This window comes from Streptomyces sp. Y1 (assembly GCF_041053115.1).
GTDB classification, from domain to species: domain Bacteria; phylum Actinomycetota; class Actinomycetes; order Streptomycetales; family Streptomycetaceae; genus Kitasatospora; species Kitasatospora rubellomurina.
Window position 1 is genome coordinate 5,002,789 of record NZ_CP163445.1, and the last position, 16,571, is coordinate 5,019,359.

Below are 16,571 nucleotides of genomic sequence, written 5' to 3' on the forward strand. Positions count from 1 at the left end.
CATGAACGAGGCCCAGCCCACCGCCCTCGCCCTCGGACTCCTCCGCGGCCCGGGCAGCACCGCCCGCACGATCCTCGGACTTGCCGGCCCGCCCGGCGCCGGCAAGTCCACCCTCGCCCGGCACCTGGTGGCCGAGATCGACCGCATCGAGGGCCCCGGCACCGCCGCCTACGTCCCCCTCGACGGCTTCCACCTCTCCGCCGCCCAGCTCGACCGCCTCGGCCTCGCCCACCGCAAGGGCGCCCCGGCCACCTTCGACGCCCACGGGTACGTCGCCCTGCTGCGCCGCATCGCCGAGGACCGCTTCCAGGACATCTACGTCCCCGACTTCGACCGCACCCTCGACGAACCCGTCGCGGCCCGCCACGTCGTCCACCCGCACACCCGTCTCGTCATCACCGAGGGCAACTACCTCGCCGCCGCCGACGCCCCCTGGCCGGACGCCCGCCGCCGGCTGCGCGAGCTCTGGTACGTCCACACCGACGACGCCGTCCGCGAGCAGCGCCTGCTGAGCCGCCACCGCGACGGCGGGCGCGACGAGACCGCCGCCCGCCGATGGGTCAGCGGCAACGACCACCCCAACGGCGAGTACGTGAAGGCCGGCCGCTCGCTCTGTACCCGGACCGTCTCCGGGAGTGACTTGCCCGCCGTGCCGGACAGGGGTAGTGTTCTCTAGTCGCTCGGCAGGGAGCACCGGACACGCATCTGCGCGGACGGTCCCGGAGCGGCCAATCCTTCGAAACACCACTTCCTGGTTCGCACTGGGTCGCGTTTGCGTTTTCGCGTCGCGGCAGGGTGCTTATTCGGTGTGCGCGTTTTATCGGATTGCGGTCGGACTCGGCTGGATTCGCTTTTCGGAGCGGGGATCGGCTAGAGTTTGAAACGTCGGACAGGGCGTCAAGCCCCGGAAGACACCGGCGAGTTGGATGACGAAGCCCCGGAAACGGAGCGGAAAACATCTGATAAGCTGGAAACACGAAAGAACGAAGCCCGGAGGGCCCGCTGGAAAGCGGCTCGAAGGAAGCGTCCGTTCCTTGAGAACTCAACAGCGTGCCAAAAGTCAACGCCAGATATGTTGACATCCCCGGCCTCAGGTTTCCTGGGGTTGGAGATTCCTTTTGAAATAAACACTAGCGAGGACGCAGTGCGCGGGGCCGCCCTATTCCGGTGGTTGCCGTGCCGCTCAACGCGGGTGTGGACCGGATTACCGGTAAACATTCACGGAGAGTTTGATCCTGGCTCAGGACGAACGCTGGCGGCGTGCTTAACACATGCAAGTCGAACGGTGAAGCCCTTCGGGGTGGATCAGTGGCGAACGGGTGAGTAACACGTGGGCAATCTGCCCTGCACTCTGGGACAAGCCCTGGAAACGGGGTCTAATACCGGATATGACCTGGGAGTGCATGCTCCTGGGTGTAAAGCTCCGGCGGTGCAGGATGAGCCCGCGGCCTATCAGCTTGTTGGTGGGGTAACGGCCCACCAAGGCGACGACGGGTAGCCGGCCTGAGAGGGCGACCGGCCACACTGGGACTGAGACACGGCCCAGACTCCTACGGGAGGCAGCAGTGGGGAATATTGCACAATGGGCGAAAGCCTGATGCAGCGACGCCGCGTGAGGGATGACGGCCTTCGGGTTGTAAACCTCTTTCAGCAGGGAAGAAGCGCAAGTGACGGTACCTGCAGAAGAAGCACCGGCTAACTACGTGCCAGCAGCCGCGGTAATACGTAGGGTGCGAGCGTTGTCCGGAATTATTGGGCGTAAAGAGCTCGTAGGCGGCCTGTCGCGTCGGATGTGAAAGCCCGGGGCTTAACCCCGGGTCTGCATTCGATACGGGCAGGCTGGAGTGTGGTAGGGGAGATCGGAATTCCTGGTGTAGCGGTGAAATGCGCAGATATCAGGAGGAACACCGGTGGCGAAGGCGGATCTCTGGGCCATTACTGACGCTGAGGAGCGAAAGCGTGGGGAGCGAACAGGATTAGATACCCTGGTAGTCCACGCCGTAAACGTTGGGAACTAGGTGTTGGCGACATTCCACGTCGTCGGTGCCGCAGCTAACGCATTAAGTTCCCCGCCTGGGGAGTACGGCCGCAAGGCTAAAACTCAAAGGAATTGACGGGGGCCCGCACAAGCAGCGGAGCATGTGGCTTAATTCGACGCAACGCGAAGAACCTTACCAAGGCTTGACATATGCCGGAAACATCCAGAGATGGGTGCCCCCTTGTGGTCGGTATACAGGTGGTGCATGGTTGTCGTCAGCTCGTGTCGTGAGATGTTGGGTTAAGTCCCGCAACGAGCGCAACCCTTGTTCTGTGTTGCCAGCATGCCTTTCGGGGTGATGGGGACTCACAGGAGACTGCCGGGGTCAACTCGGAGGAAGGTGGGGACGACGTCAAATCATCATGCCCCTTATGTCTTGGGCTGCACACGTGCTACAATGGTCGGTACAAAGGGCTGCGATGCCGCGAGGCGGAGCGAATCCCAAAAAGCCGGCCTCAGTTCGGATTGGGGTCTGCAACTCGACCCCATGAAGTTGGAGTTGCTAGTAATCGCAGATCAGCATGCTGCGGTGAATACGTTCCCGGGCCTTGTACACACCGCCCGTCACGTCACGAAAGTCGGTAACACCCGAAGCCGGTGGCCTAACCCGTAAGGGGAGGAGCCGTCGAAGGTGGGACCAGCGATTGGGACGAAGTCGTAACAAGGTAGCCGTACCGGAAGGTGCGGCTGGATCACCTCCTTTCTAAGGAGCACATAGCAGCTTCGGGCGAATGTCCCGGAGTGCTCGCTCATGGGTGGAACGTTGACTATTCGGCACAGGAAGAGATCGGATCGTTAGTACTGCCTTCGGGCGTGGAACGTGGTCTGGGATTGACTGTGTCGGGCACGTTGTTGGGTCCTGAGGGAACGGAAACGTTGTCTCAGTGGTTGCCGGTCCCATGCTTGTTGAGGTGGGTGACTGGTCGTTGTTTGAGAACTGCACAGTGGACGCGAGCATCTGTGGCCAAGTTTTTAAGGGCGCACGGTGGATGCCTTGGCACTAGGAACCGATGAAGGACGTGGGAGGCCGCGATAGGCCCCGGGGAGCTGTCAACCGAGCTTTGATCCGGGGGTGTCCGAATGGGGAAACCCGGCAGTCGTCATGGGCTGTCACCCGCTGCTGAACACATAGGCAGTGTGGAGGGAACGCGGGGAAGTGAAACATCTCAGTACCCGCAGGAAGAGAAAACAACCGTGATTCCGGGAGTAGTGGCGAGCGAAACTGGATGAGGCTAAACCTTGAGCGTGTGAGACCCGGCAGGGGTTGCGCTCAGGGGGTCGTGGGAATGAGCTTGATCGGTCTGCCGGCCGGTCGGCGAGTCAGAAACCGTATGGGTAGTCGAAGGACATGCGAAAGGTCCGGCGTAGAGGGTAAGACCCCCGTAGACGAAATCTGTACGGCTTGCTTGCTCATCTCCCAAGTAGCACGGGGCCCGAGAAATCCCGTGTGAATCTGGCGGGACCACCCGCTAAGCCTAAATATTCCCTAGTGACCGATAGCGGATAGTACCGTGAGGGAATGGTGAAAAGTACCGCGGGAGCGGAGTGAAATAGTACCTGAAACCGTGTGCCTACAAGCCGTGGGAGCGTCGTCAGTCGGCTTGCCGGCTGGCCGTGACTGCGTGCCTTTTGAAGAATGAGCCTGCGAGTTTGCGGTGTGTAGCGAGGTTAACCCGTGTGGGGTAGCCGTAGCGAAAGCGAGTCCGAATAGGGCGACTGAGTTGCATGCCCAAGACCCGAAGCGGAGTGATCTAGCCATGGGCAGGTTGAAGCGCGGGTAAGACCGTGTGGAGGACCGAACCCACCAGGGTTGAAAACCTGGGGGATGACCTGTGGTTAGGGGTGAAAGGCCAATCAAACTCCGTGATAGCTGGTTCTCCCCGAAATGCATTTAGGTGCAGCGTCACGTGTTTCTTGCCGGAGGTAGAGCACTGGATAGGCGATGGGCCTCACCGGGTTACTGACCTTAGCCAAACTCCGAATGCCGGTAAGTGAGAGCGTGGCAGTGAGACTGTGGGGGATAAGCTCCATGGTCGAGAGGGAAACAGCCCAGAACACCGACTAAGGTCCCTAAGCGTGTGCTAAGTGGGAAAGGATGTGGAGTCGCAGAGACAACCAGGAGGTTGGCTTAGAAGCAGCCACCCTTGAAAGAGTGCGTAATAGCTCACTGGTCAAGTGATTCCGCGCCGACAATGTAGCGGGGCTCAAGCACATCACCGAAGTCGTGTCATTGCAGCGTGAAGACCTAACGGTTGCTGTGATGGGTAGGGGAGCGTCGTGTGCCGGGTGAAGCGGCGGTGGAAACCAGTCGTGGACGGTATACGAGTGAGAATGCAGGCATGAGTAGCGATACAAGAGTGGGAAACTCTTGCGCCGATTGACCAAGGGTTCCTGGGTCAAGCTGATCTGCCCAGGGTAAGTCGGGACCTAAGGCGAGGCCGACAGGCGTAGTCGATGGACAACGGGTTGATATTCCCGTACCCGCTTTGAAGCGCCAACGCTGAACCTTCTGATGCTAAGCCCGTGAAGCCGTCCCGGAGCCTTCGGGCAAAGGGAAGTGGTGGAGCCGGTGACCCAACGGGGTAGTAGGTGAGCGATGGGGTGACGCAGGAAGGTAGTCCAGCCCGGGCGGTGGTTGTCCCGGGGTAAGGGTGTAGGCCGAGTGATAGGCAAATCCGTCACTCATTAAGGCTGAGACCTGATGCCGAGCCGATTGTGGTGAAGTGGATGATCCTATGCTGTCGAGAAAAGCCTCTAGCGAGTTTCATGGCGGCCCGTACCCCAAACCGACTCAGGTGGTCAGGTAGAGAATACCGAGGCGTTCGGGTGAACTATGGTTAAGGAACTCGGCAAAATGCCCCCGTAACTTCGGGAGAAGGGGGGCCATTCCTGGTGACGAGTCTTGCACTCTGAGCTGGGGGTGGCCGCAGAGACCAGCGAGAAGCGACTGTTTACTAAAAACACAGGTCCGTGCGAAGCCGTAAGGCGATGTATACGGACTGACGCCTGCCCGGTGCTGGAACGTTAAGGGGACCGGTTAGCTTTGATTCGTCGAGGCGAAGCTGAGAACTTAAGCGCCAGTAAACGGCGGTGGTAACTATAACCATCCTAAGGTAGCGAAATTCCTTGTCGGGTAAGTTCCGACCTGCACGAATGGCGTAACGACTTCTCGACTGTCTCAACCATAGGCCCGGTGAAATTGCATTACGAGTAAAGATGCTCGTTTCGCGCAGCAGGACGGAAAGACCCCGGGACCTTTACTATAGCTTGATATTGGTGTTCGGTTCGGCTTGTGTAGGATAGGTGGGAGACTGTGAAAGCCCAACGCCAGTTGGGTGGGAGTCGTCGTTGAAATACCACTCTGGTCGTGCTGGATGTCTAACCTGGGTCCGTGATCCGGATCAGGGACAGTGTCTGGTGGGTAGTTTAACTGGGGCGGTTGCCTCCTAAAGGGTAACGGAGGCGCCCAAAGGTTCCCTCAGCCTGGTTGGCAATCAGGTGTTGAGTGTAAGTGCACAAGGGAGCTTGACTGTGAGACTGACGGGTCGAGCAGGTACGAAAGTAGGGACTAGTGATCCGGCGGTGGCTTGTGGAAGCGCCGTCGCTCAACGGATAAAAGGTACCCCGGGGATAACAGGCTGATCTTCCCCAAGAGTCCATATCGACGGGATGGTTTGGCACCTCGATGTCGGCTCGTCGCATCCTGGGGCTGGAGTAGGTCCCAAGGGTTGGGCTGTTCGCCCATTAAAGCGGTACGCGAGCTGGGTTTAGAACGTCGTGAGACAGTTCGGTCCCTATCCGCTGTGCGCGTAGGAGTGTTGAGAAGGGCTGTCCCTAGTACGAGAGGACCGGGACGGACGAACCTCTGGTGTGCCAGTTGTTCTGCCAAGGGCATGGCTGGTTGGCTACGTTCGGGAGGGATAACCGCTGAAAGCATCTAAGCGGGAAGCCTGCTTCGAGATGAGCACTCCCACCTCCTTGAGAGGGTAAGGCTCCCAGTAGACGACTGGGTTGATAGGCCGGGTATGGAAGCCCTGTGAGGGGTGGAGTTGACCGGTACTAATAGGCCGAGGGCTTGTCCTCAGTTGCTCGCGTCCACTGTGTTGTTCTGAAACAACGACCGCCTTGCCGGCGGGTCGACAGTTTCATAGTGTTTCGGTGGTCATAGCGTGAGGGAAACGCCCGGTTACATTCCGAACCCGGAAGCTAAGCCTCACAGCGCCGATGGTACTGCAGGGGGGACCCTGTGGGAGAGTAGGACGCCGCCGAACAATTCTTCAGAAAAGGCCCACCCGGGTTCCCGGGTGGGCCTTTTCGCGTTTCCGGCGGCGAGTGGCGAACCCGCCCGCACCTCCTGAGTGCTGCTGTGACCACCTGCAGGTGGTGCTAGGTCCACCTCGGAACTGGGGTGTCATGGCCAGTGTGCGGACCCGGTGGTTCGTGAACACTGTGAGTCGACGATCGGTACCGGTATCAGGAGCTTCCGTGACGACGACAGAGACGCGAACGAGTGGTGCGCCGATGCGCACGCAGGCCGAGGCGGCGCTGGCTGCGGGCGGCCAGGCCCTGGCGCGGCTGGCGGTGCTGGTGCTGCGGGCGGCGCCCGGGTTCGTGCTGCCGCTGGTGGCCGGCTGGCTCGCGGCGGCGAGCACGGTGGGCATCCTGCAGCGCTTCGCCCTGGTCGTGCCCTGCGCCCTTGCAGCGGGGCTCCTGGGGATCGGTGCGGTGGGTGGCGCCCTGTTCGTCCGCCGGACGGCGGCCGGCACCCGGCGGCAGCTGGAGAACTGGTACGGGATCCGCATACCGGTGGTGTACCAGCCGCGTCCGGAGCTGGAGTCGGACGAGCGCGGGCACTGGTGGACGGGGTACTCCTACCACCGTTCGCGGTCGGTCGCGCAGCTCGCGCAGCTGCTGCACTGGGCGTTCCGGGACCGGGCGACCAGGAGCGAGATGCTCTGGCTGCTCGTCAACCCGGCGGCGGTGTTCGCACTGGCCGGGCCGGTGGCGTTCCTGCTGCTGTTCGGGGCGGCCTACGGCCTGGCCGGGCCGGAGGTCGGCGGCGGCTACGGCCCGTTGAACGGCCGGATGGTGTCGCTGGTGATCAACGGCGGGCTCGGGCTCGGCATGATCGCGGCCGGGGTGCTGCTCGCGCCGCACGCCGTGCGGGCGTACGCCACGGTGGCCCGCCGGGTGCTGGACCAGGACGGTCGGGCGACGCACGCCCAGCTGACCAGGCGGGTGGCCCGGTTGACCGAGACCCGGGCGGACGCGGTGGGCAGCCAGGCGGCCGAGCTCCGGCGGATCGAGCGGGACCTGCACGACGGCGCGCAGGCCCGGCTGGTCGCGATCGGGATGACCCTGAGCACCATCGAGCACCTGATGGACACCGACCAGACCGCCGCGCGTACTCTGCTCGCCGAGGCCCGGCAGTCCTCGGAGCGGGCCCTGCAGGAGCTGCGGGACCTGGTGCGGGGGATCCACCCGCCGGTGCTGGCCGAGCGCGGACTCGGCGACGCCGTCCGGGCGTTGGCGCTGGACAGCGCGCTGCCGACCGAGGTGTGCGTCAGCGTGCCGGAGCGGCTGCCGGCCCCGGTGGAGGCGGCCGTGTACTTCAGCATCTGCGAGCTGCTGGCCAACGCGGCCAAGCACTCGCGGGCGGACCAGGTGTGGGTGGACATCCTGTACCGGGCGGGATCCCTGCGGGTGACCGTGACGGACGACGGCATGGGCGTGGCCGATCCGTCGCGGGGGAGCGGACTGCGCGGCATAGAGCGGCGATTGGGTACCTTCGACGGTGTCCTCGCCATCGACAGTACGTCGGGCGGTCCGACCACCATCACCCTGGAGCTGCCGTGCGAGTTGTCCTCGCCGAGGACCTCTACCTCCTTCGCGAAGGTCTGATCAGGCTGCTGGAAGCGCACGGCTTCACCATCGCCGCGGCCGTCGAGACCGGTCCCGAGCTGCTGGACGCGTTGCTGACCCACCGGCCGGACGTCGCCGTGGTGGACGTGCGGCTGCCTCCGACGCTCACCGACGAGGGGCTGCAGGCCGCCCTCAAGGCGCGCCGGGAGATCCGGGGCCTTCCGGTCCTGGTGCTGTCCCAGCACGTCCAGCAGTTGTACGCGCGGGAGTTGCTGGCGGACGGCACCGGGGGGATCGGCTACCTGCTGAAGGACCGGGTGTTCAACGCGGGGCAGTTCATCGACGCGGTCCGCCGGGTGGCGGCCGGCGGGACGGCGATGGACCCTGACGTGATCGCGAAGCTGATGCACACCACCTCGCGCCGCCCGGGCCCGCTGCTGCGGTTGTCCCCGCGGGAGCGCGAGGTGCTGGAGCTGATGGCCGAGGGCTGCTCCAACTCGGCGATCGCCGCCCGGCTGTCGGTGAGCGACGGTGCGGTGGCCAAGCACATCGCCAACATCTTCACCAAGCTCGAGCTCGCCCCCGCTGAGGATGCCAACCGTCGGGTGCTCGCCGTCCTGACCTACCTCAACGGCACGGCGGGGCACGCCGCCTGACAGCTCGACCGGAAGCCCGCCGGGTGCCGAGGCGGGCGCCGAGTCGGGCGGGCCGCCGCTCGGGAGGCGGCCGGGCGGTGACGGTCCAGGCTGCGGAAACGCTGAAACAGGCGTACGAGTAAACTCCGATGAGCCGAGCCCGGAGGTCGCCCAGCCGTCCCGGAGGCCCGACCACCGACGACCGACCACGGGAGACCGGCGGTCGGCGGTCGGCAGTCGAGGCAGCGTACGGCAGCAGCCGACATCCAGGGGTTGATAGACGTAATGGCACGCCCAACGCTCACCAAGGCCCATCGCGGCCTGCTCGGCCTGGTCGCGGCCGGCGCCTGCATCATCTCGGGCATCGGCTTCGCGGGCTCCTACAACGCGGTGCGCGAGCTGGCGGAAAAGAAAGGTTTCGGCGCTTTCTCCTACGCCTTCCCGATCGGCGTCGACGCCGGCATCGTCGTGCTCCTCGCGCTCGACCTGGTGCTGACCTGGCTGCGGATCCCGTTCCCGATGCTGCGGCAGACCGCCTGGCTGCTGACCGTGGCCACCATCGCGTTCAACGCGGCGGCGTCCTGGGGCGACCCGCTCGGCATGGGGATGCACGCCGTCATCCCGGTGCTCTTCGTCGTCGTGGTCGAGGCCTCCCGGCACGCGGTCGGCCGGATCGCGGCGATCACGGCGGACCGCCACATGGAGTCGGTCCGGGTGATGCGCTGGATCCTCTCCCCGGTGCCGACCTTCCGGCTCTGGCGGCGGATGAAGCTGTGGGAGCTCCGCTCCTACGACGAGGTCATCCGGCTGGAGCAGAACCGCCTGGTCTACCGGGCGCAGCTGCGCTTCCGGTACGGCCGCGGCTGGCGGCGCTCGGCGCCGATCCAGGCGCTGCTGCCGCTCAAGCTCGCCAAGTTCGGCGTGCCGCTCGACCCGTCGCTGCTCGACCGGCTGGACGACGAAGGCCGGGAGCTCGAGGCCAAGGAGGTCGCGACGACGGCCCAGGCCGAGCTGGAGGCCGGGGAGCCGGAGCTCCAGGAGATCCAGGTGGCCGCGGCCATCGCCCCGGCGCAGGCGGCTGTGGTCGCGCAACCGCAGCACGCCCAGCAGGCCGTGCCGCCGCAGCACCCGCAGCACCCGCAGTTCCGCCCGGAACCCGGGCAGCCCCAGGCGCAGGTCCAGCCGCAGCAGCTTCCGCAGCCCCAGATCCAGCCCCAGCCCCAGGTCCAGGTGCAGCCCCAGGCCCAGCAGCCCCAAGCCACGGCCCCCGCCCCGGCGACGGTCCCGCCGGTGCCCGTGGAGGTGGCCGGCCCGGTGCTGGCGAAGCTGGCCGCGGTGCGCCGCCGTGCCGAGAACGAGCCGGCCGACGAGCCGGAGGAGACTCCGCAGCAGCGCGGCGAGGAACTGGACGTCTGGGCCGCACGCCAGGTCCGCCCCGCCGGCCACCGCCCCGACGCCGCCCCGGCGGCGCCCGCCGCGCCCGTGGCCCCCGCCCAGGCGAGCCCCGTTCCTGCGACCCCCGCCCCCGTCGACGTCGTCCCGGTGGCCCCCGCCGTCCGGACGCCCGCCAAGTCCTCGCCGTGGTTCAACGCGGGGGCCCCGGCGCCCGAGGAGTCGGCCGCTGTCCTCGCCGAGGAGCCGGCCGCCGCCGACCAGCCCGTCCCGGTTCCGGCGTCCGCGCACCTGGACCTCGACGTGGCGTACGAGGGCCTGCTCTCGTACATCGACAACAACGGCCACCAGCCCGACGCCCAGCGCCTCGCCGAGTGGCTCACCACGGAGCACGGCGTCACCGGCAAGGGGCCGGACGGCTCGGTCCACCCCAAGGAGGTCGCCGACCTCTACCCGAAGCTGAACGAGCGCTACCAGGCCGCCGGGAGGGACTGACCGACCGCCCATTGACGCCCGATCCGACCGGGACTACCTTCGCCTCAACAAATTGTTGAAGCGAAGGTTCGGCACGGGAGGCCACGATGGCGCAGGTCGAGGTCGGCGGTAACGGTCAGACGGGCGGAGCCTCCTTCTCCGCCGCCGCCCGCGCCGCCGTGGAGGCGCTGCTCGCCCCGGTCGACGCCGATCTGGCGCGCCGCTACCCGGGCGAGCGCGGCACCAGGCAGCCGGTGCACACCGTCTACGTCCCCGCCGACGCCTTCGGCGCCGACACCGTACGGGACTGGGGCCGCCGGGCGCTGGAGGCCTTCGACACCCACGCCGCCACCCCGGCCGAGCTGGCCCGCGCCCTCGGCGTCGCCGACGACGAACTGCTCGCCGACGTGCACGCCCGGGTCCGCGCCAAGCTGGAGCGCGAGCCGGTCGAGGACCTGCGGATCGACTTCGAGGACGGCTACGGCCCCCGCCCGGACGCCGAGGAGGACGCGGCCGCCGTCCGCGCCGCCGAGCTGGTCGCCGCCGCGGTGGCCGAGGGCTCCGCGCCGCCGTACGTCGGGATCCGGATCAAGTGCCTGGAGGCGCCCGTCCGCGCCCGCGGCATCCGCACCCTGGAGCTCTTCCTCGCCACCCTGCTGGCCGGCGGCGGCCTCCCGGACGGCCTGGTGCTCACCCTCCCCAAGGTCACCTACGCCGAGCAGGTCACCGCGCTGGTCCGGCTGCTGGAGGACTTCGAGCGCCGGGCCGCCCTGCCCGCCGGCCGGCTCGGCTTCGAGGTCCAGATCGAGACCACCCAGGCCGTCCTCGGCCCGGACGGCCGGGCCACCGTGGCCCGGATGATCGAGGCCGGCGAGGGCCGGGTCACCGGCCTGCACTACGGCACCTTCGACTACAGCGCCGCCTGCGGCGTCAGCGCGGCCCACCAGAGCATGGACCACCCGGTCGCCGACCACGCCAAGGCGGTCATGCAGGTCGCCGCGGCCGGCACCGGGGTCCGGCTCTCGGACGGCTCCACCAACGTGATCCCGACCGGCCCGACCGCGCAGGTGCACGCGGCCTGGAAGCTCCACCACGGCCTGGTCCGCCGCTCGCTGGCCCGCGCCTACTACCAGGGCTGGGACATGCACCCGGCGCACCTGCCGACCCGCTACGCCGCCGTCTACTCCTTCTACCGCGAGGGCCTGGGGCCCGCCGCCGCCCGGCTGGCCGCCTACGTCGCCAAGGCGGGCGGGGACGTGATGGACGAGCCCGCCACCGCCCGCGCGCTCAGCGGCTACCTGCTGCGCGGTCTGGACTGCGGCGCCGTCGACCCGGCCGAGGTCACCGCGCTGACCGGCCTCGACCGCGCCCGGCTGGACGCCCTGGCGGGTCGCTGATCCCCGGGCCGCTGATCGCCGGGCCGCTGATCGGCCGACCGCTGCTCCGCCCGCCACGCGCCAACTAGGCTGGCGGGGCCGCCCCGCCCACCGGGGCGGCCCCGCCCGCCGTCGCCGTTCCCGGGAGAAGCACCGCGCCATGTCCGCCACGCCGGAACCCACCGCCAGGCCGTACCTCACCATTCGGCGGGCCGGCAGCCACGAGATCGAGATCAAGAAGTCCCGCTTCATCTGCCACCTCGCCCGGGTCCGCGACGAGGACGAGGCGCAGGCCTTCATCGCGGGCATCCGCAAGCAGTACTGGGACGCCCGGCACAACTGCACCGCCTTCGTGGTCGGCGACGAGCAGCGCCGCGAGCGCTCCAACGACGACGGCGAGCCCGGCGGCACGGCCGGGGTGCCGATGCTGGAGGTGCTGCGCCGGCGCGGCCTGACCGACACCGTTGCCGTGGTGACCAGGTACTTCGGCGGGATCAAGCTCGGCGCCGGCGGCCTGGTCCGGGCGTACGGGAGCGCGGTGTCGGAGGCGGTCGACGAGATCGGCCTGCTGGAGCGCCGGCCGGTCGCCCTGCTCGCGGTGGCGGCCGACCACAGGCGCGCCGGGCGGGTGGAGAACGACCTGCGGGCGGCCGGGTACGCGGTGAGTGACCTCGCCTACGAGGTCGCCGGGGTGCGGATCGAGGTGGGCGTGCCGGAGCCGGAGGTGGCGGCGTTCCACACCTGGCTGGCCGAGGCGACCGGCGGCACCTCGGTGGCGGTCCCGGCCGGGCGGACGTACGTCGAGGTGCCGGTCTGACGGAACCGGCCCGGCGGTCGCCCCCCGTAGCCGAGGCGTCGCGCCACGCGGGAGACCGCTTGAACAGATTCACCCGAATGTAGGGACGTGTCCCGGAGTCGGAACTTCGGCTCCGGGTTGTGGCGTTTCCTGGGCAAGGTTCCGGCAGAACCGGACGAATGACCCATCGATGGAGGACACAGGACCCCACGCCGCACCACGGAGGTACGCGCATGACCTCAGCCCGCTTCCCGTCGCAGACCGGCGCCGACCCGGCCGGCCCCCGCGGGGCCGCGACGCCCTACCGGATGACCGTCACCACCGCCCTCCCGCACGCCGAGGCCGTCGCCCTGGCCGACGAGCACCTCGCCTCCTGGCTGAAGCAGGAGGGCTGCGAGGAGCCCCCGCCCGCCCGCCGTGCCGACACCGGCCGGGCCGCCACCGAACCGCGTCCGACCGAACCGCCGCCGACCGAACCATCCGGGGCCGAGCCGCCCGTGGCCGAACGCCTCCGCCTCGGCGACCGCGTCCTGCTCGACCGCGACCAGGGCCCGCTGCGCGGCGGCCGGGGAGCCGGCCGCTACGACCGCCGCCGCCTGCGCACCCCGGCCCCGCACGGCACCCGGCAGCTCACCCTCACCGTGGCCACCGCGGCCGGCGGCCCCACCTGGGTCCGGCTGGAGGCCGAGACGCACAGCACCGGCAGCGGCGTGCGCACCCCCTGCCGGGTGCCGGTGCCCGACCTGGCCTACTCCCTCCTCCCGCTGCTGGACGCCACGGACGGCCCGGCCGCCGTCCACCTCGCCCCGCAGGTGATCACGGCCGCCGGGGTGGACGGGCTGATCGACGAACTCTGCGACCCGGAGCGCCGGCTGCCCACCGTGGTCGCCAGCGTCCCGGCGCACCAGGAGCTCGACCGCTGGGTCGAGCAGGTGGTGCGCCCGCTCTGCCTGCAGCTGCCCGGCCTCGCCACCGCCTACGTGCTGGACGCCGACGCCCGGCTCGGGTTCAACGTCGCGCTGGAGTACCACAGCGTCTACGGCGGGGCGGTGCGCACCTACCTGCCCGAGGTCGACCCGGCCTCCCGGCAGGACGGTGCCCGGCACCCGGTGCTCGTCCGGGGCCGAATAGAGCAGGACGTGCGCCGTGCCGCCGGGCTGCTGGCGCGCGAGCCGCGCCGGCTCGCCGCCGAACTGCCGCTGCCACCGGCGCTCGCCGCCGTCCCGGTGCTGCGCGTCCCCCCGCCATCGGCTCCCGCCGCCCGCACCGGGCCGGCTGCCGCGTCCGGCCCGGCCGATGTCGCCGACGCGGCCGACGTCGCCGAACTGGCCGTGCTGGCGCGGGAGGAGCGGCAGGACCGGGCCGAACAGCAGGCCAGGGCCGACGAGTTGGAGCGCGTCCGGCGCACCCTGCGGCAGGAGCGCCGGGAGCACCGCGAGCGCACGGGCCGGCGCGAGGGCCACGAAGGGCGCCTGCGGTCCGCTGCCCGCGCCCTCACCGGCCGCCACTGCACCGTCCCGGGCGGCCCCGCCGGGCGCCCGGCCGCACCGCCGTCCGGCAGGTCCGCCGACCGCTCCGGCAAGCCCGCGACCTTCACCGAACTCATGGCCAGGCTGGCCGAGTTCCCGCTGCTCACCTTCACCGGCGACCAGAAGGCCGCGCTCGCCCTGGACGGGCTCCAGTGCACCGGCGCCGGCTGGGCCCGGCTCGCCTGGGACGGGCTGACCGCCCTCCAGGAGTACGCCGAGGCGGCCGTGCGCGGCTCGGCCGGCGGCGACTTCAAGCAGTGGTGCGAGCACACCCCGGCCGGCTGCCACCACTTCCCGCCGCGCAAGGCCGTGCGCGGGGAGTCCCGGACGGTGTTCAGCCACACCAAGTGGAAACGCGAACGGATGCTGCCGGTACCCGAGTCGGTGGACGCCTCGCGGCGCGCGTTCATGGGCGCCCACCTGCGGATCGGCGGCGGCCGCACCGCGCCCCGGCTGCACTACCTCGACGACTGCTCCGGCAGCGGCCGGATCTACGTCGGCTACATCGGCCTGCACCTGACCAACACCCGCACCAACTGACGCGCGGGGCCGTCCACCGCGGGGGCCGACCGGCCCGGGGGTCGGCCGGGATCGAGCGGTATCGAGCGGTACCGACCCGGAGACCTGGCTGACCACCGAGCCGGTTCGGTGGACAATGTCCGACAGGGGCGGGGCCGAAGGGCCTCCGGTCGCCCCGGGCAGGTGTCGGACGAGCATGGGGGAACGACGACCGATGCAGTACTCAGCAGACGGCCGGCCCGACGGCACCGCGACCGCGCAGTTCCCCCAACCGGGCTTCCTGGCCTCGGTGTTCCGCGACCTCGGCGTCGACCAGGACGCCGACCCGGACCGGGGCGCCGCCGAGCCGGGCGGCAGTGCCCCCGGCCCGGAGGGCACTGCCCCCGAACCGTACGGCGACGGCGCGCCCGGTGACGGCCCGTCCGGTTCCGAGCAGGAGGCGGTCGCGGCGCACGCCCGGGCCGCGGCCCTGACCCACCACCGCACGCAGACCGTCCGGACCGAGCACGACCGGCTGGCCGACCTGCTGCGCCGGGCCGCCCTGCCCGTCTCGGCCATGGACTTCGAGAGCCAGCTGCGCCACTACGAACCCCGCCCCTTCGCGGCGGACGGCCCCGGCCCGGACACCGAGGCCGAGCCCCGCTGGGAGGACTTCGCCCCCGCCGAGCCGCCCGCCGCCGACCCCGAGAGCGGCCCCTCCCGCCGCCTGCTGGACTCCGGCTACCAGCGCGAACTGGCCCAGGCCCGGCTCACCCACCAGCGCGCCCTGCGCGAGTTCCGCACCCGCCGGGCCGAGGCCGGCAGCCCGGCCGCCGACGACGCCAGGCGCGCCCACGAGGAGGCCGAGGAGGCCCGCGCCCGCGCCGTGCGCGAGTACAACGACAGCCTCGAGGAGTGCCGCCGGGCCTACCGGCAGGCCGAACCGGCCGCCGTCGAGTCGCTGCTGGAGCGGGCGCTGGCCGCGGCCGAGACCGCCACCCAGGACCTCCCGGCCCCGTGCCGGGCGGTCTTCCGGCCGCTCACCCGCACCGCCGTCCTCGACCTCGACCTGCCGCCGCTCGACCTGGTGCCCTCGCTCACCGGCTACCGGCTCGCCCCGGACGGCGAGATCACCCCCGTGCCGCGCCCGCCCGCCGACCGCGCCACCGACTACCTGCGGCTGGTCGCCCGGCTCGCCCTGCGCGCGCTGCAGGCGGCCGACGCCGTCGACACCGACGAGATACTCGCCGGGGTCGTCCTCAACGGCTGGCTGCGCGAGCCCGGTGCCGGCCGGCCCGGCACCGCCGAGCCGCTCTGCCTGGTCAGCGTGGACGCCGACCGCGACGCGCTGGCCCGCACCCGGCTGCTGCCGCCCGCCGCGCCGTACGAGGAACGCGACGACGAGGGCGTCTACGCCGACGCCGAGCAGGACGAGGCGCTCGTACGGCTGCGCCAGCTCGGCGCCGCCGTCACCCCGGACCCGTACGCCCGGACGGCCGTCCAGCCCGCCGCCCGGGCCGGCGCCGCGGTGCCCGCCGCGGCCGACCTGTCCGCCAACGAGTTCGCCCAGCTGGTGCGGGACCTGCTCACCCGGGGCGGTCTGACGGAGTGGAGCGTGCGGCTGCGCGGCCCGGCCGGACTGGTCGCCACCGCCGAAGGCACGCCCGGCAGCGCGCTGCCCGGCCGCTGGCTGGTCTGGGCCTCCCGGGACGCCGAACCGGTCGGCACCGACCACATCGCCACCCTCGCCGAGGGCGTCCGCGAGGAGTCCGTCGAGCGCGGCCTGCGGCTGACCACCGGCCGCTTCACCGACGAGGCCCTGGACCTCACCGCCGAGGAGAGCCACCGGCACATCCACCTGGTCGACGGCGACGGCCTGCGCGAACTCGCCCGCACCCACCTCGGCCTCCCGTTCGGCGCGGGTCACTAGGGCGTCAGGGCGTCAGGGCGTCAGGGCTTCCCCAGGGCTCC

At 69.5% G+C, this 16,571-nt stretch carries 8 protein-coding genes and 3 rRNA genes; all 11 read left to right on the top strand.

The features are described 5' to 3' along the window. Position 1: 1 nt before the first annotated feature. Complete coding sequence (locus AB2U05_RS21675; protein ID WP_369183998.1) at positions 2-676, top strand: nucleoside/nucleotide kinase family protein; 675 nt, start codon at positions 2-4, stop codon at positions 674-676. Positions 677-1,217: 541 nt separating this feature from the next. After that, a 16S ribosomal RNA gene (locus tag AB2U05_RS21680) occupies positions 1,218-2,741 on the top strand. A gap of 259 nt (positions 2,742-3,000) precedes the next feature. Next, a 23S ribosomal RNA gene (locus AB2U05_RS21685) occupies positions 3,001-6,121 on the top strand. Positions 6,122-6,192: 71 nt separating this feature from the next. Continuing rightward, a 5S ribosomal RNA gene (gene rrf / locus AB2U05_RS21690) occupies positions 6,193-6,309 on the top strand. The 16S, 23S and 5S rRNA genes sit together here, the layout of an rRNA operon. A gap of 250 nt (positions 6,310-6,559) precedes the next feature. Beyond that, a complete protein-coding gene (locus tag AB2U05_RS21695; RefSeq protein WP_369183999.1) occupies positions 6,560-7,939 on the top strand; it encodes a sensor histidine kinase in 1,380 nt (459 codons plus the stop codon). Continuing rightward, positions 7,891-8,556 carry a response regulator transcription factor gene (locus AB2U05_RS21700; protein WP_045702969.1) on the top strand — a complete coding sequence of 222 codons (666 nt, stop codon included), beginning with the start codon at positions 7,891-7,893 and terminating at the stop codon, positions 8,554-8,556. Before AB2U05_RS21695 ends, AB2U05_RS21700 begins: the two co-directional genes overlap by 49 nt. Positions 8,557-8,820: 264 nt before the next feature. Further along, positions 8,821-10,422, top strand: a complete 1,602-nt coding sequence (locus AB2U05_RS21705; RefSeq protein ID WP_369184000.1) for a DUF2637 domain-containing protein — start codon at positions 8,821-8,823, stop codon at positions 10,420-10,422. Between the two features lie 86 nt (positions 10,423-10,508). Beyond that, positions 10,509-11,798, top strand: a complete 1,290-nt coding sequence (locus AB2U05_RS21710) for an aldolase/citrate lyase family protein (RefSeq protein ID WP_045702965.1) — start codon at positions 10,509-10,511, stop codon at positions 11,796-11,798. A 139-nt stretch (positions 11,799-11,937) separates the two neighbouring features. Beyond that, positions 11,938-12,594: a YigZ family protein gene (locus tag AB2U05_RS21715; protein WP_369184001.1), complete on the top strand. Its 657-nt coding sequence runs from the start codon at positions 11,938-11,940 to the stop codon at positions 12,592-12,594. A gap of 212 nt (positions 12,595-12,806) precedes the next feature. Beyond that, entirely contained in the window at positions 12,807-14,642 is a 1,836-nt protein-coding gene (locus AB2U05_RS21720) for a hypothetical protein (RefSeq protein WP_369184002.1), read from the top strand. 193 nt (positions 14,643-14,835) lie between these two features. Beyond that, a complete protein-coding gene (locus tag AB2U05_RS21725) occupies positions 14,836-16,530 on the top strand; it encodes a restriction endonuclease (RefSeq protein ID WP_369184003.1) in 1,695 nt (564 codons plus the stop codon). The last annotated feature ends 41 nt before the right edge of the window (positions 16,531-16,571 follow it).

Excerpts from the sequence above, each read along its gene's own strand:
- AB2U05_RS21705 (WP_369184000.1), top strand. The coding sequence starts at position 8,821 with ATGGCACGCCCAACGCTCACCAAGGCCCATCGCGGCCTGCTCGGCCTG.
- AB2U05_RS21710 (WP_045702965.1), top strand. The coding sequence starts at position 10,509 with ATGGCGCAGGTCGAGGTCGGCGGTAACGGTCAGACGGGCGGAGCCTCC.
- AB2U05_RS21715 (WP_369184001.1), top strand. The coding sequence starts at position 11,938 with ATGTCCGCCACGCCGGAACCCACCGCCAGGCCGTACCTCACCATTCGG.
- AB2U05_RS21675 (WP_369183998.1), top strand. The coding sequence starts at position 2 with ATGAACGAGGCCCAGCCCACCGCCCTCGCCCTCGGACTCCTCCGCGGC.
- AB2U05_RS21695 (WP_369183999.1), top strand. The coding sequence starts at position 6,560 with ATGCGCACGCAGGCCGAGGCGGCGCTGGCTGCGGGCGGCCAGGCCCTG.
- AB2U05_RS21720 (WP_369184002.1), top strand. The coding sequence starts at position 12,807 with ATGACCTCAGCCCGCTTCCCGTCGCAGACCGGCGCCGACCCGGCCGGC.
- AB2U05_RS21725 (WP_369184003.1), top strand. The coding sequence starts at position 14,836 with ATGCAGTACTCAGCAGACGGCCGGCCCGACGGCACCGCGACCGCGCAG.